Below are 20,289 nucleotides of genomic sequence, written 5' to 3'. Positions count from 1 at the left end.
GACCCTGCCCCCCGCATACTGGCCCCGCGCCCCCCTGGCCAGCCTCGGCCCATGCAATTTGGCGTGTTCGACCGCGCGGCGATCTCGGTCGGTGTCTATCGCGCGCCCGTCACCACCGGGCTTGTCCCGGTGGTCCACGCCCCACGCTGGATTGCCGGGGACGCGCCCGGCAATGTTGGATGGTGGGAGTATGGTCCCGCCGCACGCGCCGGGGCGGCAGGCGGCGGGGCAAAAGAAAAGGCCCGGCGTGAGCCGGGCCTTTCCCAAAGTCGTAACCCAAAGGCTTATTCGAAGGACTTCGAAGCCTTGAAGGTCGCGCGGTAGGCTTCCGTGCTGAACACTTCGCCCTTGATGGAGGTCGAGAAGTTGCCGCCCGGGGTCCAGGCTGCCTCGAGAGCACCGTAGTAGATGGCGTCGTCGGTGGTGCTGGTAGTGATGAAACCATCGCCGGTCACATCGGCCGCGGCAAAGCCGCCATCGTTGAAGTAGCCACCGACTTCACCGGTGAGCTTGATGGTCTCGGTAACCGAAGCAACGAGCTGGGCTGCGACGTGGTAGGTGTCTTCAGCGCCGACCTGGTTCTCGTTGTGGACCCAGCGACCAGCCAGGTTCAGAGCGATGCCGTCGGTGACGTTGAAGCCGCCATTGACCGCGAGGCCGTAGATCGGGTCATCAGTGGTCGAGTCCGCACCTTCTTCATCATAGTACTCGCCGGTGAGGGCAAGGGTGAAGATGTCGAGGGTCGCTTCGACGCTGGCGAGAGCGTTCACGCGGCTGCGGTCGAGCGCAACGCCGAACACGTCGGAGGTGAAATCTTCGAAAGCAACAGCGCCGCGGATGCGGAACATGTCGAACGAAGCGGTCGCGCCGGCATGGACGAGCCAGCCATTGACGTCGCCATCGAGGATGCCGAAGGCAGCGCCGGTGACGTGAGCGGTGATGCCGTCACCAGCGTAGCTGACGACACCGACTGCGGTGCCGGCGAGAGCCGGGTTGCCCGGGAAGGTCGGGGAGACGCCCGAGGTGCCGCCATCGATGTTTTCGAGAGCTGCGCCAACCGAGAGACCATTGCCGAGATCGGAAACGACCTGGATCGAAGCGCCACCGAAGCGCGGATCGTCCTTGCCGCCTTCGACGCCGACGCCGCCACCGGTCCACTGCGAGGACACGAAGGGCTGCACCCAGCCGAAGCCAGCGTCGTCACCGATATTGGCGATCGAGCCATTGATGCCGTGACGCTTCAGGCCGGCCATGAGGACGGTCGAGTCGCCGACGGAGACATAGGCTTCGTCGAACTGCAGAGGCATATCGTCGCCGCCACGGACGAAGATCGGATCATCGCTCGAAGGGCCGAAGCCGGGGCCAACGTAGCCAGCGCCGGTGCCGACAACACCCGTGCCGGTGAAGCCGCCATTGCGGGCACGGACGTGCTCGAACTGACGCAGACCGATCACGGCGCGGGCCGGACCAAAATCGCTGTCAGCGGTCGCGACGACACGGAGCCAGGCTTCGATCTCGCTGTCCCAATCGAGGTTCGCGTCTTCGCCGTAGAAGGTCGCGTAATCGGGCGTGATGATGTTCACGTTGCCGTTCGGGCCGAAGTGGACCGGTGTTTCACCGCGCCAGTCACCCCACTCGAACTGATAGTTCACGCCGCCGGTGATCTGCAGGCAGTTGGTGTCGGACGAGATGGTCAGGCCGGACAGGCCCAGGGCATCGCAAACGTCGAGCGACGTGAGAACGCCGAGATCGGCAGCATATGCGCCGGTCGAAAGACCAGCTGCTGCAACAGAACCCAGAAGAAGGCTCCTGATTTTCATTGTTGACCTCCAAAGTCAGTCATCTTGGTAACCGGGTTGATCCGGCGGTTTGTCGTAGCGCGACCACACCTTGCAGTGTGCGTTGTCGTCGCGCTGCGACCGACAAACGATCCCATGCATGGATTCGCAAGACCAACCATAGCCACAACCGCACCCGCCGCAACCGGACAAAGGGGGTTTGGAGGCGGCAGGAATATGGTTGCGAGGTGGATGTTGCAGATTCAGCACAGGTTTGTTTACCTCCCGTTAAGCTTTGCTGACGAGCCGTTAAGATGCCGGGATTTCCGGGCTTTTTTCGCGCGGGTTTCCCCTCGGGCGTACCGGGGCGGGCCGAGCCGGCCTTGCCGCTGCCCGAAAGCCGCCTCCATATAGCCGCCATCAAGGACGCAGCAGGAGGCAGCGATGACGGACAGGAAGATAGCGGTGATCACGGGGGCGAGCTCGGGCATCGGGCGGGCGAGCGCGCTCGGGCTTGCGAAGGCCGGATGGACCATCGCGATTCTGGGGCGGCGGCAGGCGGAGCTCGAAAAGACGCTCGAAATGGCGGGCGGCGGATTCGCCCGCGCCTGCGACGTGACGGACCCCGAGGCGGTCGCCGGCTTCTTTTCGGCGGTGCGGAGCGAACTGGGGCGGGTCGACCTCGTCTTCAACAATGCGGGCATGTTCACCCCCGCGCGCAATTTCGGCGATGTGGACGTCGGGGCCTGGCAGGAGGCGGTGAACGTCAACCTCAATGGCGCCTTCTACGTCGCGCGCGAGGCCTATCGCGCCATGCGCGATCAGGATCCGCAGGGCGGGCGCATCATCAATAACGGGTCGATCTCGGCCTATGTGCCGCGCCCCGGCGCCGCGCCCTACACCGCCACCAAGCACGCCATCACCGGGCTCACCCGGCAGATCTCGCTCGACGGGCGCGCCCACCGCATCGCCTGCGGGCAGATCGATATCGGCAACGCCGCCACCGACATGACCTCGGGCATGAGCTCGGGCTCGCTCCAGGCCGACGGCCAGATGCGCCCGGAGCCGACCTTCGACGTCAAGCACGTGGTGGACGCCGTCGTCTACATGGGCAGCCTGCCGCTCGAGGCCAACGTGCAGTTCATCACCGTAATGGCGAGCGGCATGCCGTATATTGGCCGGGGGTGAGGGGTGGGGGGCGTCCTCCTTCTCCCCTTGTGGGAGAAGGTGGCGCGCAGCGCCGGATGAGGGGACTGAGATGAGGCGGGACGATCACTGACGGCCCGCCAGATCGCAGTCCCCTCACCCGTCTCGCGCTTCGCGCGATCCACCCTCTCCCACAAGGGGAGAGGGAGGCCCGACTGAGAGATAGGGTGTGAGGCCTGCAGTTCGGACCGAACACCCCCCAAAGCCCGCAGTCGTCATCCTTCTCCCCTTGTGGGAGAAGGTGGCGCGCAGCGCCGGATGAGGGGACTGAGATGGCGCGGGACGATCACGAAGGGACCGCCAGACCGCAGTCCCCTCACCCGTCTCGTGCTTCGCGCGATCCACCCTCTCCCACAAGGGGAGAGGGGATCCCGACTGAGAGATTGACGGGGAAGATCGTCTCGCCGCTCCCCGCTTCCTCACCCTCCCCAATGCCCGCAGTCGTCCCCCTTCTCCCCTTGTGGGAGAAGGTGGCGCGCAGCGCCGGATGAGGGGACTGAGATGGCGCGGCTGAAACCCCTACTCCCCCCACACCCGCGTGCCGCCCACCCAGGTGGACCGGCAGGCCAGGCCATCGGAGAGGTGGATGAAATCGGCGCGGGCGCCTTTTTGGAGGTGGCCGCGATGGGGGGCGATGCCGAGGGCGGTGGCGGGGTGGAGGCTGGCCATGCGCAGGGCCTCGGGCAGGTCGAGGCCGACGCCCTCGACCATGAAGCGCACCGCATCGATCATGGTGAGGTCCGCGCCCGCCAGCGTGCCGTCGGCGAGCCGCAGGGCGCCATCGGCGCGATGGACCTCGCGGCCGTTGAGGATGAAGCGGCGCTGGTCGGTGCCGGTGGGGGACATGGCATCGGTGACAAGGAAGATGCGCCCCGGCCCCGCCGCCTTTGCCGCAAGCGCGGTACGAATCGCAGCGGGGTGGACGTGGATGCCGTCGGCGATGAGCCCGGCATGGAGGGCGGGAGAATCGAGCGCCGCCCCGACAAGGCCGGGCTCGCGATGGCCGAGCTGGCTCATCGCGTTGAAAAGATGGGTGACGAGCCCGGCGCCCGCCTCGGCAGCCGCACGCGCCAGCGCATAGGGTGCGTCCGAATGACCGAGCGATACGGTAACGCCGGCCGAAGCCAGGCGCGCGATGCGCTCGGGCGGGACGGTTTCGGGCGCGAGCGTGACGAGAAGCGCCGGCAGTCTGCGCCGGGCCGCGATCAGGGCTGCCTCGTCGGCGTCGGTCATCGGCCGGATCAGCGCGGGATCATGCGCACCCTTGCGCGCAACGGAGAGATGCGGGCCCTCCAGATGCAGCCCGAGGAAGCGGGGATCCCCGGCTTCGGCCACCGCAATGCCGGCGGCAATGGCGAGGGCGGTGGTTTCGGGCGTGTCGGTGACGAGGGTCGGCAGGAGGCCGGTGGTGCCGGTTTTCGCAAAGGTATCGCAGAGGGTGGCGATGGTCCGGGGGGTCGGATCGGCGTTGAACAGCGCGCCGCCCCCGCCATTGACCTGCAGATCGAGGAAGCCGGGGACGATCAGCCCGCCATCGAAGGCCACGCGCTCGGCGGCAAGGGGCGAATCGGCGGCGGCCAGCCCTTCGACGACACCATCGCGCACGAGCAGCGCCGAGCGGTGGTGCATAAGCTCGCCATCGAAGATCGTCGCGCCGGTCAGCGCCAGGAGCGTGCTCATCGGGTCAGCGTCAGCTTGTTGAGGAAGGGCGGGCGATCCGGGTCGAAGCCGCGATGGCGCGACAGCGCTTCGATGAAGCGGTAGAACGAGACGACGAGCACCAGCGCATCGGTCAGCGGATGGCCCGAAGGCGCGAAGGGCAATCTGTGGGCGGCGCGGGCGTGCTCGGAGGTGACGAAGGCGACGCCCCCCTGCCCCGCGAGTTGCTCGGCGATCGCCACCACCGAATCCTCGGCTGCATCGCGCGCGGCAAGCGCCAGAATCGGGTATCCGCCCTCGACGATCCGGGCGGGGCCGTGCAGCACCTCGGCGGCGCTGTAACTTTCTGCATGAATGCTGCAAGTTTCCTTAAATTTTAACGCAGCTTCTGCAGCAATTGCAGCCGAGGGACCCCGCCCCAATACGTAGAGCGACTGATGCCCGTCGAGCGCGGTGACCAGCGCGCTCCAGTCGCAATCGACCGCTTTGGCCAGCGCATCGGGCAGCGTTTCCAGCGCCTTGCGCAGGTCGTCGTCCTGCCTCCAGGCGGCGAGAAGGGCCAGCCCCGCCACCACCGAATTGACGAAAGTCTTTGTTGCGGCAACGCTTTTTTCGACGCCAGCGGCGATGTCGAGGGTGTGGTCGGCCTTCTTCGTCATCGGCGAGCCGGGGGTATTGGTCAGCGCGATCGTCAGCGCACCGCCGCGGCGGACGGCCTCGGTCATCGCCACGATGTCGGGGCTGCCGCCCGATTGCGAGATGGCGATCCCCGCCGCCCGCCCGAGCCGCAGGTCGCGCTTGTAGATCGACCCGAGCGACGGCCCGAGCGATGCGACGGGCAGGCCGGATGTCAATTCGATCGCATATTTGAGGAAGGATGCGGCGTGGTCGGACGAGCCGCGGGCAATGGTGACGAAAAAGAGCGGATCCTTTTCCCTGAGGGCGGCGCCGGCAGCGGTGACGGCCTCCGCGCCCTCGCTCAGAAAGCGGCGGGCGGCATCGGCGCACTCGCTGATCTCGCGTCGCATATGGGTCTGTTCGGTCATCGGGCGAGGCCTGAGGCTGGGTCGCCGATGCGCAATTCGGCAACAAAATCATAGGTATCGCCCCGATAAATGGAGCGGGTGAACTCGATCACGCGGCCTGAGCCGAGATAGGAGGTGCGCTCGATCTGGAGCGCGGGCGTGCCGGGTGCGAGGCCGAGAAGCTCGGCATCCTCGGGCGGGATCCCGGCGGCGCGCAGACGCTGGATGGCGCGGACGGGCCGGCTGCCGCTGCGCTCCAGATGGGCGTAGAGCGAGCGGCCCACTGCCTCGGGATCGGGCAGAATCCGGGCGGAGAGCGCCGCGCGCTCGATCGCCAGCGGCATGTCGTCGGAGATACGCAGGCGCGCGATGCGGGCGACCTGATCGCCGGTCGACAGGCCCAGCACCATGATCTCCTCGGGCGATGGCGGATAAAGCCCCCGGTCCAGCCAGACCGAGCGGACGTCCATGCCACGCCGCGCCATGTCCTCGGCAAAGGAAGTGAGCTCGGAAAGCGATTGCTCCACGCGGTGCGCCGCCGGGGCAACGAATGTGCCAGAGCCATGGCGCTGAACCAGCACGCCATCGGCGACCAAGGACTGCACGGCCTTGCGCACTGTGACACGGGAAAGATCAAACTTGCCGGCAAGGTCCCGCTCCGAGGGCAGTGCCTCGCCGGGGCGGATGGCGCCCGAGCGCACGGCGCCCTCGATCCAGCGCCGCAATTGCAGGTAAAGCGGCCCGCCGGCCGGCAAGGCCACCGGGTCGTCGCCGAAAAGCGTATGCGCCGCTTCGCTCACGACGCGACCTCGTGCAGGACGAGCGATGTCAGGCTGCAAGACGGCATGGGCTGGCTCCTCGGCCGTCATAATACCAATCACATGCCATTTACCAAGCCTGAATCTTCGGGGACGCAATGATCGCCGCCCCACAACCCTCAATCCCCGCAAACCGCCGTGCGAAACGATAGAGATGTCCCCGCCGGTCTGCGTGACCGCCTAGACAAGTGGTATTTTTTTGGCATTAATGTACGCAGAGGAGATTGCGATGCCCAAAACTGGATATGCTCCGGAAAACGCTCGATCGGCGACGCAGCCCACGGGGCTCGCGAGCACCGAGGCCGGAGCTGCCGGGTATGCCGGCCTCGACACCTGGGCAGACGCGCAGATTCTTTCGGCAATCCTTCACGGCCAGCAGCGCGCCATCGCGGCTGTCGGCGCTACCCTCCCCGCCATCGCGGCAGCCGCCGGGCTTGCAGCTGACGCGATTAGTGGAGGCGGGCGCCTCGTCTATCTCGCCTCAGGCAGCCCGGCCCTCGTCTCGCTTGGCGATGCTCTTGAAATCCCGCAGACCTATGGCGTCCCCCGCAACCGGATCGTGCTGATCTTTGCCGGTGGAGATGCGATCTTCCACAATCTGACGGGCGCCGAAGAGGATGATGGCGCCGCAGCCGAGAGGGCTGTGGCCGACGCCGCCTTAGGACCGGCGGACTGCGTCCTCGGGATCTCCGCGAGCGGTTCGACGCCGTTTACCGTTGCCGGTCTGGCGGCCGCAAAGGCCGCGGGCGCCAAAACCGTCGCGATCGCCAGCAATGCGGGATGCCCGCTATTTGCCTCCGGAGACGTGCAGGTGCTTCTCGAGACCGGCGCTGAGGTCATCGCGGGCTCGACCCGGATGGGCGCCGGGACGGCGCAGAAGGCGGCCCTCAACATGATATCCACGCTGATGGGCGTCCGGCTCGGCCACGTCCATGACGGCATGATGGTCAACGTCACCGCGGACAATGACAAATTGCGGGCGCGGGCCGCGCGCATGATCGGGCAGATCGCCCGCGTCGACGATAAGGCCGCTCGCGAAGCGCTTTCGCGCACGGGTGGGGCGGTGAAAACGGCAATTCTCGTTGCGGCGGGTGCGGAGGGGCCGGATGGCGCCCGCGCGCTGCTCGAGGAGACTGGCGACAATTTGCGAAGGGCACTCGACCGGCTTTCCGGCCGGTGACCGGCGCCAGGGCAGGCACGGGACGCCAACGGCGCCCGTAAACGACAACAGAGAGGATGCGACATGGTATTGCAGAAGAGACTGATGCTGGCGAGCGCCGCGCTCGCGATCGCAGCGGGCACGGGCGGCGCCTACGCGCAGGACGTTACGCTGACCATCGAAAGCTGGCGCAATGACGACCTGACCATCTGGCAGCAGACGCTGATCCCTGCCTTCGAGGCAGCCCACCCGGGCATCCGCGTGCAGTTCAATCCGTCCGCGCCGACGGAATACAACGCCGCTCTCAACGCAAAGCTCGAGGCTGGCTCGGCGGGCGACATCATCACCTGTCGGCCATTCGACGCTTCGCTGGCTCTCTATCAGGACGGCTATCTGGCCGACCTTTCCGATCTTGAAGGCATCGCCAATTTCTCGGACGTGGCGAAGTCCGCCTGGTCGACCGACGATGGCGCTCAGACCTTCTGCGTGCCGATGGCTTCGGTGATTCACGGGTTCATCTACAACGCCGACGCCTTTGCCGAGCTTGGCCTCGAAGAGCCGACGACCACCGAAGAGTTCTTCGCGGTCCTCGACGCGATCGAAGCCGACGGGACCTACATCCCGCTCGCGATCGGGTCGGTGGATCAGTGGGAATCCGCCTCGATGGGCTATCACAACATCGGCCCAGCATACTGGGCAGGCGAAGAAGGCCGCCAGGCTCTCATCGCCGGCGAAGCCAAGTTCACCGACGAGGAATGGGTCGAGCCGCTTCGCGTACTTGCCCGCTGGGGCGAATATGCCGGCGACGGGTATCAGGCACAGACCTATCCCGACAGCCAGAACCTCTTCACGCTCGGCCGCGCGGCGATCTTCCCGGCCGGCTCGTGGGAAATCGCGCTGTTCGAGGAGCAGGCCGACTTCGCCCTCGGCGCCTTCCCACCCCCGGTGCCCGCTGAAGGCGACACCTGCTATATTTCGGACCATACCGATATCGGCATCGGCATGAACGCCAACACTGCCAATCCCGAGGCCGCCCGCACCTTCCTCAACTGGGTGGCATCGAGCGAATTCGCTTCGCTCTATTCCAACGCTCTGCCGGGCTTCTTCGCGCTCTCCAGCGAGCCCGTGACGCTCGACAACCCGCTTGCGAACGAATTCGTTTCCTGGCGCGAGACCTGCGAGTCGACCATCCGGCCGACCTACCAGATCCTCTCGCGCGGCACGCCGAACCTCGAGAACGAGAACTGGCTGCACGCCTCCAACGTGCTGTCGGGCGCCGAGACCCCCGAGGACGCCGCAGCGGCGATCCAGTCGGGCCTCGAGAGCTGGTACACGCCGGGCATGTTCGCCGACTGATCGGCCAGGCATAAACCCGATCCGGGCGGAGCGACCGCCCGGATCGCACTCAATACGAGGGGGTCATCATCATGGCGGTCGACGCCGAACCGGTGCAAAGGCGTGCGCGCCGCTGGCATATCGCGGTATTCCTGGCACCGGCGGTGCTGGTCTACACCGCCATCATGATCATCCCGCTGTTCTCGACGCTCTTCCAGTCCCTGTTCAACACTGTGGGCGGTCAGCGAACCTTCGTAGGGCTCGCCAATTTCATGGTGCTTTTCGGCGATCCGCGATGGGCGGCAAGCTTCTGGAACGCACTCTGGAACAACACCTGGTTCTTCATCATCCACATGCTGGTGCAGAACCCGATCGGCGTGGTGCTGGCGGCGATCCTGTCCAACCCCTCGCTGCGCCTGAGGGGGTTCTACCGCACGGCGATCTTCATCCCCACCATCCTCTCCTTCGTGATCGTGGGGTTCGTGTGGAAGCTGATCCTGTCGCCGCTCTGGGGCATCGCGCCCAACATGCTCGACGCCATCGGGCTGCGCTCGCTCTTTGCGCCATGGCTCGGGCAGGAAGGCGCAGCGCTGACCACGCTGGCGCTGGTTTCGGTCTGGCAGTTCGTCGGCATCCCGATGATGCTGATCTATGCGGCGTTGCTCTCGATCCCCGACGAGGTGATCGAGGCGGCCGAGATGGATGGTCTCACCGGTTTCAGCCAGTTCTTCAAGATCCAGCTGCCGCTGATCTTGCCGACCATCGGCATCATCTCGATCCTGACCTTCGTCGGTAATTTCAACGCGTTCGACCTCATCTATGTGAGCCAGGGTGCGCAGGCCGGACCCAATTTCTCCACTGATCTCCTCGGCACGCTGCTCTATCGCACCTTCTTCGGCTTCCAGCTGCAGCAGGGCGACATCAATATGGGCTCGACCATCGCGACCATGATGTTCCTGATCATTCTGGTCGGGGTTTCGATCTACCTCTTCGCGATCCAGACGCGCCTGCGGAGGTACCAGTTCTGATGCGCGCCGCACGGTCCTCCCTGCCCCGTACCATCGCCGCCCATGCGGTGCTGCTGACTTATACGCTGATCGCGCTCTTCCCGGTCTTCGTCGTGGTCGTCAACGCCTTCAAGAACCGGCGCGCGATCTTCAACGAACCGCTCGCGCTTCCGAATGCGGAGACCTTCTCCATGATCGGGTTCGAGACGGTGACGAGCCAGGGCAATTTCCTGCTCTACTTCCAGAACTCCATGATCGTGACGGTCGCATCGCTCATCTGCGTTCTGCTGTTCGGAGCAATGGCGGCGTTTGCCCTTTCGGAATACCGGTTCAAGGGCAACACGCTGATGGGGCTCTATCTAGCGCTCGGGATCATGATCCCGATCCGGCTGGGGACGGTTGCGATCCTGCAGATGATGGTCGCTTCGGGCCTCGTCAACACGCTGACCGCCCTGATCCTCGTCTACACGGCGCAAGGCCTGCCCCTGGCGATCTTCATCCTTTCGGAATTCATGCGCACGGTCTCCGACGACCTCAAGAATGCAGGCCGGATAGACGGGCTATCGGAATACAAGATCTTCTTCCGCCTGGTGCTGCCGCTGGTGCGGCCCGCGCTCGCTACCGTCGCGGTCTTCACGATGATCCCCATCTGGAACGATCTCTGGTTCCCGCTGATCCTGGCGCCGGGCGAATCCACCAAGACGGTGACGCTGGGCGCTCAGATGTTCATCGGCCAGTTCGTCACCAACTGGAACGCTGTGCTGGCGGCACTGAGCCTCGCCATCGTTCCCGTTCTCGTCCTCTATCTCATCTTCTCGCGCCAGCTCATCCGCGGGATCACCTCCGGAGCCGTCAAATGAGCGAAAAACCGATCCGGGTCCTCGTCGCGGGCCTCGGCAATATGGGGCGCTCGCACGCCCTCGCCTATCACAACGAGCCGGGCTACGAGATCGTGGGGCTGGTGAGCCGTGGCGGCTCCGTGCCCGAGGGTCTCGGGGACTATCCACATTTCACCGATTTCCACGCAGCGCTGGCCGAGACCAAGCCCGATCTCGCCTCGATCAACACCTATACCGATACCCATGCGGAATATGCGATTGCCGCGATGGAAGCGGGTGCGCATGTGTTTCTCGAAAAGCCTATCGCGGCCAATGTGGAGGACGCCCGGGCAGTGGTCGACGCCGCGCGCCGCCACAATCGCAAGCTCGTGATCGGCTACATCCTGCGTCACCACCCCTCCTGGATCGATTTCATCGCCAAGGCGCGGGAACTCGGCCCGCCCTATGTGATGCGCATGAACCTCAACCAGCAATCGGCCGGCAAGGAGTGGATGACCCACAAGCGGCTGATGGAGAACACTTCGCCGCTGGTCGATTGCGGGGTGCATTATGTCGACGTGATGTGCCAGATCACCGATGCGCGGCCGGTGCAGGTGCGCGGCATGGGCGTGCGGCTCTCGAGCGAGATCGCCGAGAACCAGGTCAATTACGGCCATTTGCAGGTGCTCTACGAAGACGGCTCAGTGGGCTGGTACGAGGCCGGCTGGGGCCCGATGATTTCCGAGACCGCGTTCTTCGTCAAAGACGTGATGAGCCCGAACGGGGCGGTTTCGATCGTCATGGACGAAGGCGCCAAGAGCGCGGACATGGATACCCATACGCGCACCGCGCGGATCAAGGTGCACCACGCGGCCCTCAAGGCGGACGGCAGCTTTGCGCGCGAGGACCAGTGGTATTCAACCGAGGACGAGCCGGGGCACGATGCGCTCTGTGCGCGCGAGCAGGCGTTCATGCTGAAGGCCATTCGCGAGGACCTCGATCTTTCGCGCCACAATGAAGACGCGGTGCGCTCGCTCGAGATCGTGATCGCAGCGGAGACCAGCGCCCGCGAAGGTCGCGCGGTGGATTTGTGAGGGAAACGGCATGACCGCGCTCAGACTCGAGAACGTCACAAAGGCCTTTGGCGGCACCCAGGTGCTGCACGGCATCGACCTCACGGTGGAAGATGGCGAGTTCGTCATTTTCGTCGGACCTTCGGGCTGCGGAAAGTCGACCCTTCTCCGCATCATTGCCGGCCTCGAGGATGCGAGCGGCGGCAAGGTCTTCATCGGTGACCAGCTGGTCAATGCCACCCCGCCGGCCAAGCGCGGCATCGCCATGGTCTTCCAGACCTACGCGCTCTATCCGCATCTGAGCGTCAAGGACAACATGGCGCTGGGTCTGAAGCAGGCGGGCACGCCAGCGGCCGAAATCGAGGCGAGGGTCGGCAAGGCGTCCTCCATGCTCTCGCTCGACCAATATCTGAAGCGCAGGCCGGCCGAACTGTCTGGCGGGCAGCGCCAGCGCGTCGCCATCGGCCGGGCCATCGTCCGCGAACCGACGCTCTTTCTCTTTGACGAGCCGCTCTCCAATCTCGATGCGGCGCTCCGCGTCAACACGCGTCTCGAGATCGCCAGGCTCCACCGCGAGCTCTCGGCCACCATGGTCTACGTCACCCACGACCAGGTCGAAGCGATGACGCTGGCGGACAAGATCGTGGTGCTCAATGGAGGGCGGATCGAGCAGGTCGGCTCGCCCATGGAACTCTACAACAAGCCGGCCAACATGTTTGTCGCCGGCTTCATCGGCTCGCCTCAGATGAATTTCCTGCCGGCCGACACTTCAGGCCAGGGCGGGGCCACGACGATCGGGGTGCGGCCGGAACATCTCTCGATCAGCACCGAAGCCGGAGACTGGGCCGGACGGCTCGTCCATATCGAGCATCTGGGGGCAGACACCAACCTCTATCTCGAAACCAAGGCCTCCGGGCTGATCACGGCCCGCGTCTTTGGCGAAGTCCACCATGCGCCGGGCACCGAACTCTTCGCCTCGGCGGAGCCAAGGCACCTCTATCGGTTCGACGCCGAGGGGCGGACGATCGCCGCGGTGTAGGTCGCTCCACTTCTCCGCGCCGTCACCGGCCCCGTCCCGTCTGTCCGTGCGCGCAGCGCTGGCTGGACCAGGACATCGCAGACAAAGAAAAGGGCCGGGGTGTTGCCACCCCGGCCCTTCTTGCGCGCTGATCGCCCGGCTTACGGGAGAATGGCGATGTCGCGCAGGCCTGCCTCAAAGCCGTCATAGCCGGCAAGAGCGCCGAGCTCGGTGGTAGCGCCGGACTCGAGATCGACCGTGTAGAGCGTCGAATCGACGACGAGATAGGCGGTGTTGTCGCCCTCGGCCATCGCCTTGATGTCGAAGCCATAGGTCTCGCCGGAGACGCCGAGATCACCACGGGTCTCGATTACGCCGTCATTCGGAGCTGTCTGCTGAAGAAGGATACCGAGACCGGCATCGATGTCGTACTGGGCGGTCGCCTCAGGGGTGCCGATCGAGTTGATGTAGGCGGTCGCCACGACCATGGAATCGGCCGCATCGGCGTTTGCATCGCCTTCAGCGAAATTCAGATCGCCATCGACAAGCGTCTCGCCGGTGTCGACGTTGAGGCGAAGATTAGTGCCATCCGAGCCCATGAAACGCAGGCGGTCGGCGACCGGGTTGAAGTCGACCATGGCGCTGGCGCCGTCCGGAATGGTCTCGGTGATGGTCGAGACGTCGGTGGTCGCGCCGGTCTCCCAATCGATGGTCACGATGCGCTGGTCGGAGGTGATGCCGTAAAGCATGTTGTCGGCCGGACGGATGTCGAAGCCGTGCAGGACATCGACGCCATCAAGGTTCACGGTGCCCGAGACTTCGAGGGTTTCGGTGTCGAACCAGACGAGCGTGTTGTTGCCGGTAAGGCCGACTGCAGGAGCAGCGAGAGCGGCCGACGTGAGTGCCAGGGCACCAGCACCGGCGAGCAGGGTCGTCTTGAGGGTATGGGTAAAGCGGGGCATGGGTATCTCCTCAGTTCTTTTTGTTGCCGGCGGGTCGGGCGGGGGCCCGTTTCGCCTCGTTACGAAGGGACTACCCGCGGGGTCGTGCATCTGGATGCACCGGCACCGAATATTTTTTTAAGTTGCATCGATCGGGGCTTACCGCGTGTAATCCGACCGTGACAGGAACGAGGACACCGCATGCTGGACAGAACGGCCGACGAGGCCAACGCATGGATGGCCAGAGTGGCGAAGGGCGACCGGCAGGCGCTCGAAATGCTGTTCAGAAGCGAAGCGCCGCGGATGATGGCGGTATCCCGCAGGATCGTCCGGCGCACCGATCTTGCCGAAGAAGTGGTTCAGGAGAGCTTTGTGACCGCATGGCAACGCGCGGCCCAGTTCGATCCGGAACGCGGCAATGCGCGGGCGTGGCTCACGACGATCGTGCGCAACAGGTCGCTCAACATGCTGAGAGACGGCGCGCGGGTCGATCATCATGACGGCGAGACGCTCGAGGCGCTTGGTGATCGCGTCGGGGATGCGCATGACGCCTATGATCGCCTGCCCGACCGCGACGCCCTCAAGGCCTGCCTGTCCCGGCTCGACGAGACCAAGCGACGCTCGATCCTCCTCTGCTATGTCGTCGGAATGAGCCATGGCGAAGTGGCCGCGAAGCTCGACGCACCCCTCGGCACGGTCAAGGCCTGGATACGCCGCGGCATGAGCGCCCTTCAGGAGTGCATGGCGTGAGCACCAATGACGAGATGGACCGGATCACCGGCTATGTGCTCGGGACGATGGAAGCAGACGCGCGCGACGCGTTCGAGGCCGAGATGCTGCGCGACGCCGGTCTTCGTGCGCGCGTCGACCGGCTCGCCGGACAGATGTCCGCGCTCGATGACACCGCCCTGCCGGAAGCCGTGCCCGAGGGACTTTGGGCCCAGATCGAAACACGGCTCGGCGCGACCCCGCAACTGGGTCGGGTCACGCCCTTCCCGCCCGCGGCCGCGCGTCGACGCGGCGGATTCGTCGGGCGCCAGGCAGCGCTGATGGCAGCCAGCCTCATCGTTGCGGCTGCGGTCGGCTATTTCGCCGGCGGCCAGGGCACCGGGCTCGGTCCGCGCGATCCGGTCGTGATCGCGGTGCTCGTCAACGAGGCCGACGGGAGCCCCGGCGCCATCGTTGAGGCGTTCGGAGACGACAGCGTCAACATCGTCTCGCTCGAAAACTTCGTCGTTCCCGAAGGCAAGGTGCTCGAAGTGTGGACCCTGCCGGATGCGGACACCGGCCCGGTCTCGCTCGGCCAGCTGCCGCAGGCACAGCGCGCGACGCTGAGCGGGCCCAACCTGCCCCTGCCCGATGCCGGGCAGCTCTACGAAATTACCTTGGAAGATGCGCCCGCATCGCCCACCGGGCGGCCCACCGGGCCGATCCTCGTCAAGGGCTTTGCGCGGGTTCCGGTGCTCTGAGAGCGCCAATGATGATGGTATGGGCGGGGACCCGGTGGGCCCCCGCCGACTTGCCTCAGGCCGTCCAGCCGCCATCGATCACGTGAACCTGGCCGGTCGTATAGGTCGCTGTCGCGAGATAGAGCGCCAGGTCGGCGATTTCGGCCGGGGTTCCGATGCGCCCGATCGGCTGGCGCGCGTTGAACTCGGCACGGGCTTTTTCGTAATTGCCAGTAGCCTTTAGCCGCTCCTGCAGAGACGGAGAATCAACGGTCCCCGGGCAGATGGCGTTGACGCGGATGCCCTTGGTTACGAAATCGGCCGCCACGGATTTCGTGAGCCCGATCACGGCCGCCTTGGTGGCCGAATAGACGAAGCGGTTGGGCACGCCCTTCACCGAGGACGCAACCGTCGCCATGTTGATGATGGCGCCGTCGCCGCGCTCGACCATGCCTGGCAGAATGGCCTTGATGGCGCGGATCTGCGCCTTCACGTTCAGGTTGAAGGCGAAATCCAGATCGGCCTCGGTGGCTTCGAGGATCGTGCCGCCATGAACCACGCCAGCGCAGTTGAACAGCACGTCGATGCGGCCGATTTCGGCGACGAGCGCGTTGACCGCTGCGTCGTCGAGCACGTTCAGGATACGCGTCTCGACATTCGGCAGGCCTTCGAGCTCGGCAAGCTTTTCAGCGTTGATGTCGGTCGCGATGACCCGCGAGCCGGCGGCGGCGAACGCCTCCACCGAGGCCCGGCCGATGCCTTGTGCCGCTGCGGTGATGAGGCTCACCTTGCCGTCCAGACGTCCCATAATTCCTCCAATACTCTTTGGCGCGGCGGACTATAGGGGAGCCCGCCCCCGCACGGAACGTGAAATGCGCGTGCCGACGCGCAATGCCCTGATATTTCCTTGGGCTCTTCGGAAGCGCCTGCCTCGCCACTGCGCTTGGCGCGCAGGGCGACGCCTGCTACGATTCGCTTCCGTTCGAGGAGCAGAACCGCGTTGAGTGACATCGTCAGCCCTCCGCCTCCCCCACATCCCCAGCAGGAGCCGAGGCTTCTCGGCCTCGCGGCGCCGGCGCGTTCGGCGCTCGTGACGCCGATCTCTGCCGCACGCTGGCTGTTGCTGGCGGTGCTCATTGCCTTCGTCTATTTCTTCCACAGCTTCCTCGCACCGGTCCTCGCTGCGCTCGTCATCGGATTTGCCAGCTGGCCGATCTACCGACGGGTCCTTGCCGCGATGAACGGCAACCGGACGCTGGCCGCGAGCCTGATGCTGGCGGCGATCGTCACCTTCCTCGTCGTGCCGGTTCTGATCGCAGTCTTTTATGCCGTGGCCGAAATCCGGGAGCTGGTGAACTGGGGCCTCGCGGCCAATGCGCAGGGCGCGCCGGCGCCCGAGTGGTTCCTCACGACGCCGCTCATCGGGGAATGGCTGGTCGAGCAGTGGATGGTCTATGTCGGCCAGCCGGGCGCGATCGGACAGCTGCTGCAAATCGTGGGCGGGAATAATCTGGGCAACATCTATCGCGGTGTGCTCGCGACGGGCGCCAATGCGCTCAACCTGCTGCTGGCGCTGCTTTTCATGCTGGTTGCGCTGCTCTTCGTCTATCGCGACGGGGCGCATTTCGCGAGCCAGCTCGACCGGTTCGGCGAGCGCATCCTGCCGACCCGCTGGAGCCGGATTTCGCGTGTCGTTCCTGCCACCATTAGTTCGACGGTAACCGGCATGACGCTGATCGCGATCGGCGAAGGCATCATCCTGGGCATCGCCTATGCCATAGCCGGGGCGCCCTCGCCCGTGCTGCTCGGGGTGATCACCGGCATCGCCGCGCTGATCCCCGGCGGCGCCCCGCTCTCGTTCACCCTGGTGTCGCTCTATCTCGTCGCCAGCGGCTCGCCCGTTGCAGGGCTTGCACTCTTTGTCTGGGGATCGGTCGAACTCTTCATCGTCGACAAGACGCTTCGGCCCAAGCTCGTCGGCGGACCGATCAAGCTGCCTTTCCTCCCGACGTTCTTCGGGCTTATCGGCGGCGTCAAGACCATGGGGTTTCTCGGGCTCTTCATCGGCCCGGTGCTGATGGCGCTCCTAGTCTCGATCTGGCGCGAGTGGGTCCGCGAACTCGATATCGCGGACGCGAAGACGACCGAAGAAAGCCGGATTAGCACGAAGCTGAACGCAGGCTGAACCGGTCGTTCAAGGCCTCTTCACGCAATCGCCGCTATCACGGCAATGCGATCGGCGACGACTGCCCGTCCCAGCCGATCCCCAGCCGCCGTGTCGGGGGCAAGAGACCTGCCGTGTCCCCGCGACGCGGCAGGTTTTCGGGCTCAGAGTCCTTCGAGATCGATCTCCGTGATGTGCCATCGCCCGAGATTGGCCGTGTACATGCGGTTGCCTTTGAGCGCCACATTGGTGGGATGCGCCATGGTCGTGGCATGCGGGTCCTCGATGAAGATTTCGGGGGCGCCGCCGGGCTTCAGCCGGTAGATGCGGCTGGGCTCGTAGCACGAGACATAGAGCGTGCCATCGGGCGCGAGCGCGACACCATCGGGAACATTGTCGAGGTTCTCCGCAATTGCGCGCGGCTCGCCCGCACGACCGTCGGCTTCGATCGGGACATAGCTCAGCAGTTGAACGTCGGACTGGACGACGTAGAGGCCCCTGCCCTCGGCGTCCATGCACATCCCGTTGGCGAAGTCGAAATCGGCATCGCACCAGACACCGCCTTTGCCGGTGGCGAGATCATAGCGATAGATGCCCGGGCCGATATTGCCATTGCCGCGGCTGTCCGAGACGTAGAGATGGCTATTCGCCTCGTCGAGGACGGGGAAGTTGGGAACGAGAATGCCCGGTTCGGTGAACCGCTCCATGGCGCCTGAGCCTGCGTCGTAGCGGAAGACGGCCTTGTGCCGGAGATCGCAGGCGTAGCAATTGCCGGCAAGATCGAAGGCGATGCCGAGCAGGAACCCGCCGGTCTCGGCCATCAGTTCGACCCGCGACCCGTCGGCCGGGATCCGCAGGAGCTGGCCGATCTCGTTGCCGCACCAGATGGAGCCATCCGAATGAACCGCAACGCCCTCAGGGTGAGCAACGCGCGGATCGGTAAAGGTGCCATCGAAGAAAACGCGCGCGGCGCTCATGGGCAAGACTGGCATCGGTTTCCTCCCGAGAAATGTGAGCTCAGATCGGCTCGGCTTCGATCCGGTAGCGGGTGACGAAGGTTTCGCCTGCGACGAAATCGCGCGCGGTGGGCGTGCCGGAAGCCGCGACGGGGTTGTCGGCCTGAGCCGTGTCTATGCCGAGCCCGAAGGGCGAGCAGATGGGCTCTATGCCCAGCGAGACGTTGCGGCCGCTCCACGGGGCCATCTTGCGCCCGCGATTGGAGTACCAAAGCAGCACCGAGGGGAAATGCTCGGGCTGCCAAGAGAGGCGAACGCGATAGCCTTCGGCGCGGTTGGCGAGCGCCATGGTGCCGGCGACGCCGTTGAGCTGGAGCAGTTCCTCGATGTCCTCGGCGAAGGGGAGCGTCGTTGCATCGCGCGTGCCGCCGGCGCGGCCGGGGACGGCTGAAAGATCGGCGAAAGTTTCGTCCATAGCAAAGAGCGTCGCGCCCGGCTCCACGGTGCCGGGATAGGTCCGGCCGTGGTCGAACTTGCCGGGCTCAAGAGTGGCGCCACCGGCTTCGGCTGGCAGGTGGAAGGTGGGGTGAAGCCCGATCGGCAGGCGGCAATCGTGCCGGATCTCGATGCGAAGCTCAACGTCGACAGCGGGCGCGGAGGGATCGGGCGTGACGATGCGCTCGAGGCGGCGAACCGGATCGGCCTCGGGATAATCGAGGGACAGGCGGAGCGTTTCAGCGTCACAATCGCCCCAGGTCCATGGGACGTTGGAGCTCAGGCCATGGACCTCTTCATCGGGCGCGGGCGGCGTCATGTGGCGGGCCCAGGCCTCGGGAGCGTCGTCCCCCGGCACGGCATAGCCGAACGGCACGCAGGGCCATTCGCCGCGCAAGCGCCTGAGAATCCCCGGAAGCGCCTCCATTCCCGCTTCCTCGGCCCAGGGGCCGACATGCATGGGGCTGACCTGCGCGCCATTGGCGAGAAGGAAGGTGATCGGCGCGAGCATCGCGCCCTGGCGCTGGACCACCAGCGCGCCGTGCTTCCAGCCCAGACCGCGATACTCCTCGCCCATTTCTACTCTCCCGATGCTGCGGCCGCTTTCGCCTTTTCGGCGGCGCGGGCGGCGCTCTTGGCGGCAAACTCCTGGACGCGTTGCTGTCCGATCTGACTGCGATAAAGAGCGGTGACGAGGTCGCGCTCGTGCACGAGCCCGCTCTCGAGATCACCCTCGAGCGCCAGCGCGGTCAGCGCCTTCATGCCCTCTATGGCGGCGGGCGGCTCGTCGGCGATGAGGCCGGCGATCTCGATAGCGCGCGGCAGCACGGCATCGGGGGCAAGCAGTTCATTGACGAGGCCGGGCACGACGAATTCGGCGGCAGGCATGATCGCGCCGGTCATTAAAAGCATGTGGGCGCGGTTGCGACCGAGCTTGCCGACACTGCGCTGTGTGCCGCCGCCGCCGGGGATCAGTCCGAGCTTGATCTCGGGCAGGCCCATCTTGGCGGTTTCGGATGCGATCACGATGTCGCAGCAGAGGACGAGCTCGAACCCGCCCCCGAGCGCGAAGCCGTTGACCGCCGCGATCACCGGTTTGGCGTTGTTCTCGATGGCAGCGTACATCCGCCCGCCATTCTGCTGGAAGGCATCGAATTCGGGGCCAGTCTGGGCGGCGTATTCCTTGATGTCGGCACCGGCCATGAAGCCCCGCCCCTCGCCCGTGACGACGATGGCCCCAATGCCGGGATCGAGCGAGAGCGCTTCGAACGCCGTCGTGATCTCGGACTGCATGAGCCGGTTCATGGCGTTGAGCTGGTCGGCCCGGCGGAAGGTGACGAGCGCGACGCGGCCGCGCTGCTCGACAGTCAGGGTTTCATAGGCCACGGA

19 protein-coding genes are annotated in these 20,289 nt (G+C 65.5%); 10 read left to right on the top strand and 9 right to left on the bottom strand.

Annotation, left to right across the window (positions count from 1 at the left end; translation table 11 throughout):
- Nucleotides 1-284: 284 nt before the first annotated feature.
- Nucleotides 285-1,820 carry a hypothetical protein gene (locus tag EMQ25_RS05005; protein ID WP_127187473.1) on the bottom strand — a complete coding sequence of 512 codons (1,536 nt, stop codon included), beginning with the start codon at nt 1,818-1,820 and terminating at the stop codon, nt 285-287.
- A gap of 402 nt (nt 1,821-2,222) precedes the next feature.
- On the opposite strand from EMQ25_RS05005, the gene EMQ25_RS05000 reads away from it, so the two are divergent.
- Entirely contained in the window at nt 2,223-2,966 is a 744-nt protein-coding gene (locus EMQ25_RS05000) for an SDR family oxidoreductase (RefSeq protein ID WP_127187472.1), read from the top strand.
- A gap of 537 nt (nt 2,967-3,503) precedes the next feature.
- Here EMQ25_RS05000 and nagA read toward each other — a convergent pair.
- From nagA to EMQ25_RS04985, 3 genes are read right to left on the bottom strand one after another with little or no spacing between them, the layout of a single operon-like run.
- A complete protein-coding gene (gene nagA, locus EMQ25_RS04995; RefSeq protein ID WP_127187471.1) occupies nt 3,504-4,664 on the bottom strand; it encodes an N-acetylglucosamine-6-phosphate deacetylase in 1,161 nt (386 codons plus the stop codon).
- Nucleotides 4,661-5,689: an SIS domain-containing protein gene (locus EMQ25_RS04990; RefSeq protein WP_192895636.1), complete on the bottom strand. Its 1,029-nt coding sequence runs from the start codon at nt 5,687-5,689 to the stop codon at nt 4,661-4,663. The genes nagA and EMQ25_RS04990 overlap by 4 nt, the downstream gene beginning before the upstream one ends.
- Complete coding sequence (locus EMQ25_RS04985; RefSeq protein WP_244606492.1) at nt 5,686-6,468, bottom strand: GntR family transcriptional regulator; 783 nt, start codon at nt 6,466-6,468, stop codon at nt 5,686-5,688. Before EMQ25_RS04985 ends, EMQ25_RS04990 begins: the two co-directional genes overlap by 4 nt.
- A gap of 247 nt (nt 6,469-6,715) precedes the next feature.
- Here EMQ25_RS04985 and EMQ25_RS04980 point away from each other — a divergent pair, with 247 nt between their 5' ends.
- The 6 genes from EMQ25_RS04980 to EMQ25_RS04955 all read left to right on the top strand — a co-directional run bounded on the left by EMQ25_RS04980 (nt 6,716) and on the right by EMQ25_RS04955 (nt 12,917).
- Nucleotides 6,716-7,666: an N-acetylmuramic acid 6-phosphate etherase gene (locus EMQ25_RS04980; RefSeq protein ID WP_192895635.1), complete on the top strand. Its 951-nt coding sequence runs from the start codon at nt 6,716-6,718 to the stop codon at nt 7,664-7,666.
- Between the two features lie 63 nt (nt 7,667-7,729).
- Complete coding sequence (locus EMQ25_RS04975) at nt 7,730-9,001, top strand: ABC transporter substrate-binding protein (protein WP_192895634.1); 1,272 nt, start codon at nt 7,730-7,732, stop codon at nt 8,999-9,001.
- 71 nt (nt 9,002-9,072) lie between these two features.
- Nucleotides 9,073-10,008: a carbohydrate ABC transporter permease gene (locus EMQ25_RS04970; RefSeq protein WP_127187469.1), complete on the top strand. Its 936-nt coding sequence runs from the start codon at nt 9,073-9,075 to the stop codon at nt 10,006-10,008.
- Complete coding sequence (locus EMQ25_RS04965; RefSeq protein WP_127187468.1) at nt 10,008-10,847, top strand: carbohydrate ABC transporter permease; 840 nt, start codon at nt 10,008-10,010, stop codon at nt 10,845-10,847. The genes EMQ25_RS04970 and EMQ25_RS04965 overlap by 1 nt, the downstream gene beginning before the upstream one ends.
- Complete coding sequence (locus EMQ25_RS04960; protein WP_127187467.1) at nt 10,844-11,899, top strand: Gfo/Idh/MocA family protein; 1,056 nt, start codon at nt 10,844-10,846, stop codon at nt 11,897-11,899. The genes EMQ25_RS04965 and EMQ25_RS04960 overlap by 4 nt, the downstream gene beginning before the upstream one ends.
- 10 nt (nt 11,900-11,909) lie before the next feature.
- The gene (locus EMQ25_RS04955) at nt 11,910-12,917 is read left to right on the top strand and encodes an ABC transporter ATP-binding protein (RefSeq protein ID WP_127187466.1); all 1,008 of its coding nucleotides are present in this window, start codon (nt 11,910-11,912) and stop codon (nt 12,915-12,917) included.
- Nucleotides 12,918-13,057: 140 nt separating this feature from the next.
- Here EMQ25_RS04955 and EMQ25_RS04950 read toward each other — a convergent pair whose 3' ends face one another.
- Nucleotides 13,058-13,858, bottom strand: coding sequence for a DUF4394 domain-containing protein (locus tag EMQ25_RS04950; RefSeq protein ID WP_127187465.1), 801 nt, complete (start codon nt 13,856-13,858; stop codon nt 13,058-13,060).
- Nucleotides 13,859-14,038: 180 nt separating this feature from the next.
- On the opposite strand from EMQ25_RS04950, the gene EMQ25_RS04945 reads away from it, so the two are divergent.
- Together EMQ25_RS04945 and EMQ25_RS04940 are read left to right on the top strand one after the other, a co-directional pair.
- On the top strand, nt 14,039-14,587 hold the full coding sequence (locus EMQ25_RS04945; protein ID WP_127187464.1) for a sigma-70 family RNA polymerase sigma factor: 549 nt from the start codon (nt 14,039-14,041) through the stop codon (nt 14,585-14,587).
- Nucleotides 14,584-15,306 carry an anti-sigma factor gene (locus EMQ25_RS04940; RefSeq protein ID WP_127187463.1) on the top strand — a complete coding sequence of 241 codons (723 nt, stop codon included), beginning with the start codon at nt 14,584-14,586 and terminating at the stop codon, nt 15,304-15,306. Before EMQ25_RS04945 ends, EMQ25_RS04940 begins: the two co-directional genes overlap by 4 nt.
- A gap of 55 nt (nt 15,307-15,361) precedes the next feature.
- On the opposite strand, the gene EMQ25_RS04935 is transcribed toward EMQ25_RS04940, so the two are convergent.
- Nucleotides 15,362-16,093 carry an SDR family oxidoreductase gene (locus EMQ25_RS04935; protein WP_425290226.1) on the bottom strand — a complete coding sequence of 244 codons (732 nt, stop codon included), beginning with the start codon at nt 16,091-16,093 and terminating at the stop codon, nt 15,362-15,364.
- A 192-nt stretch (nt 16,094-16,285) separates the two neighbouring features.
- Here EMQ25_RS04935 and EMQ25_RS04930 point away from each other — a divergent pair, with 192 nt between their 5' ends.
- Nucleotides 16,286-17,470 carry an AI-2E family transporter gene (locus tag EMQ25_RS04930; RefSeq protein WP_244606491.1) on the top strand — a complete coding sequence of 395 codons (1,185 nt, stop codon included), beginning with the start codon at nt 16,286-16,288 and terminating at the stop codon, nt 17,468-17,470.
- A 143-nt stretch (nt 17,471-17,613) separates the two neighbouring features.
- On the opposite strand, the gene EMQ25_RS04925 is transcribed toward EMQ25_RS04930, so the two are convergent.
- The 3 genes from EMQ25_RS04925 to EMQ25_RS04915 are packed head-to-tail and all read right to left on the bottom strand — an operon-like array spanning nt 17,614 to nt 20,286.
- Nucleotides 17,614-18,441, bottom strand: a complete 828-nt coding sequence (locus tag EMQ25_RS04925) for an SMP-30/gluconolactonase/LRE family protein (RefSeq protein ID WP_127187461.1) — start codon at nt 18,439-18,441, stop codon at nt 17,614-17,616.
- Between the two features lie 25 nt (nt 18,442-18,466).
- Entirely contained in the window at nt 18,467-19,477 is a 1,011-nt protein-coding gene (locus EMQ25_RS04920) for an aldose epimerase family protein (protein ID WP_127187460.1), read from the bottom strand.
- 2 nt (nt 19,478-19,479) lie between these two features.
- Complete coding sequence (locus tag EMQ25_RS04915) at nt 19,480-20,286, bottom strand: enoyl-CoA hydratase/isomerase family protein (protein ID WP_127187459.1); 807 nt, start codon at nt 20,284-20,286, stop codon at nt 19,480-19,482.
- Nucleotides 20,287-20,289: the final 3 nt, after the last annotated feature.

The organism is Arsenicitalea aurantiaca, assembly GCF_003994485.1.
Lineage (GTDB): Bacteria > Pseudomonadota > Alphaproteobacteria > Rhizobiales > Devosiaceae > Arsenicitalea > Arsenicitalea aurantiaca.
The sequence above is the reverse complement of the archived record's forward strand: the minus strand, read 5'-3'. Positions and strand labels throughout refer to the sequence as shown.

Excerpts from the sequence above, each read along its gene's own strand:
- EMQ25_RS04925 (WP_127187461.1), bottom strand. The coding sequence starts at position 18,441 with ATGCCAGTCTTGCCCATGAGCGCCGCGCGCGTTTTCTTCGATGGCACC.
- EMQ25_RS04960 (WP_127187467.1), top strand. The coding sequence starts at position 10,844 with ATGAGCGAAAAACCGATCCGGGTCCTCGTCGCGGGCCTCGGCAATATG.
- EMQ25_RS04970 (WP_127187469.1), top strand. The coding sequence starts at position 9,073 with ATGGCGGTCGACGCCGAACCGGTGCAAAGGCGTGCGCGCCGCTGGCAT.
- EMQ25_RS05005 (WP_127187473.1), bottom strand. The coding sequence starts at position 1,820 with ATGAAAATCAGGAGCCTTCTTCTGGGTTCTGTTGCAGCAGCTGGTCTT.
- EMQ25_RS04920 (WP_127187460.1), bottom strand. The coding sequence starts at position 19,477 with ATGGGCGAGGAGTATCGCGGTCTGGGCTGGAAGCACGGCGCGCTGGTG.
- EMQ25_RS04965 (WP_127187468.1), top strand. The coding sequence starts at position 10,008 with ATGCGCGCCGCACGGTCCTCCCTGCCCCGTACCATCGCCGCCCATGCG.
- EMQ25_RS04980 (WP_192895635.1), top strand. The coding sequence starts at position 6,716 with ATGCCCAAAACTGGATATGCTCCGGAAAACGCTCGATCGGCGACGCAG.
- EMQ25_RS04990 (WP_192895636.1), bottom strand. The coding sequence starts at position 5,689 with ATGACCGAACAGACCCATATGCGACGCGAGATCAGCGAGTGCGCCGAT.
- EMQ25_RS04975 (WP_192895634.1), top strand. The coding sequence starts at position 7,730 with ATGGTATTGCAGAAGAGACTGATGCTGGCGAGCGCCGCGCTCGCGATC.
- EMQ25_RS04935 (WP_425290226.1), bottom strand. The coding sequence starts at position 16,093 with ATGGGACGTCTGGACGGCAAGGTGAGCCTCATCACCGCAGCGGCACAA.
- EMQ25_RS04950 (WP_127187465.1), bottom strand. The coding sequence starts at position 13,858 with ATGCCCCGCTTTACCCATACCCTCAAGACGACCCTGCTCGCCGGTGCT.
- EMQ25_RS04945 (WP_127187464.1), top strand. The coding sequence starts at position 14,039 with ATGCTGGACAGAACGGCCGACGAGGCCAACGCATGGATGGCCAGAGTG.
- EMQ25_RS05000 (WP_127187472.1), top strand. The coding sequence starts at position 2,223 with ATGACGGACAGGAAGATAGCGGTGATCACGGGGGCGAGCTCGGGCATC.
- EMQ25_RS04955 (WP_127187466.1), top strand. The coding sequence starts at position 11,910 with ATGACCGCGCTCAGACTCGAGAACGTCACAAAGGCCTTTGGCGGCACC.
- nagA (WP_127187471.1), bottom strand. The coding sequence starts at position 4,664 with ATGAGCACGCTCCTGGCGCTGACCGGCGCGACGATCTTCGATGGCGAG.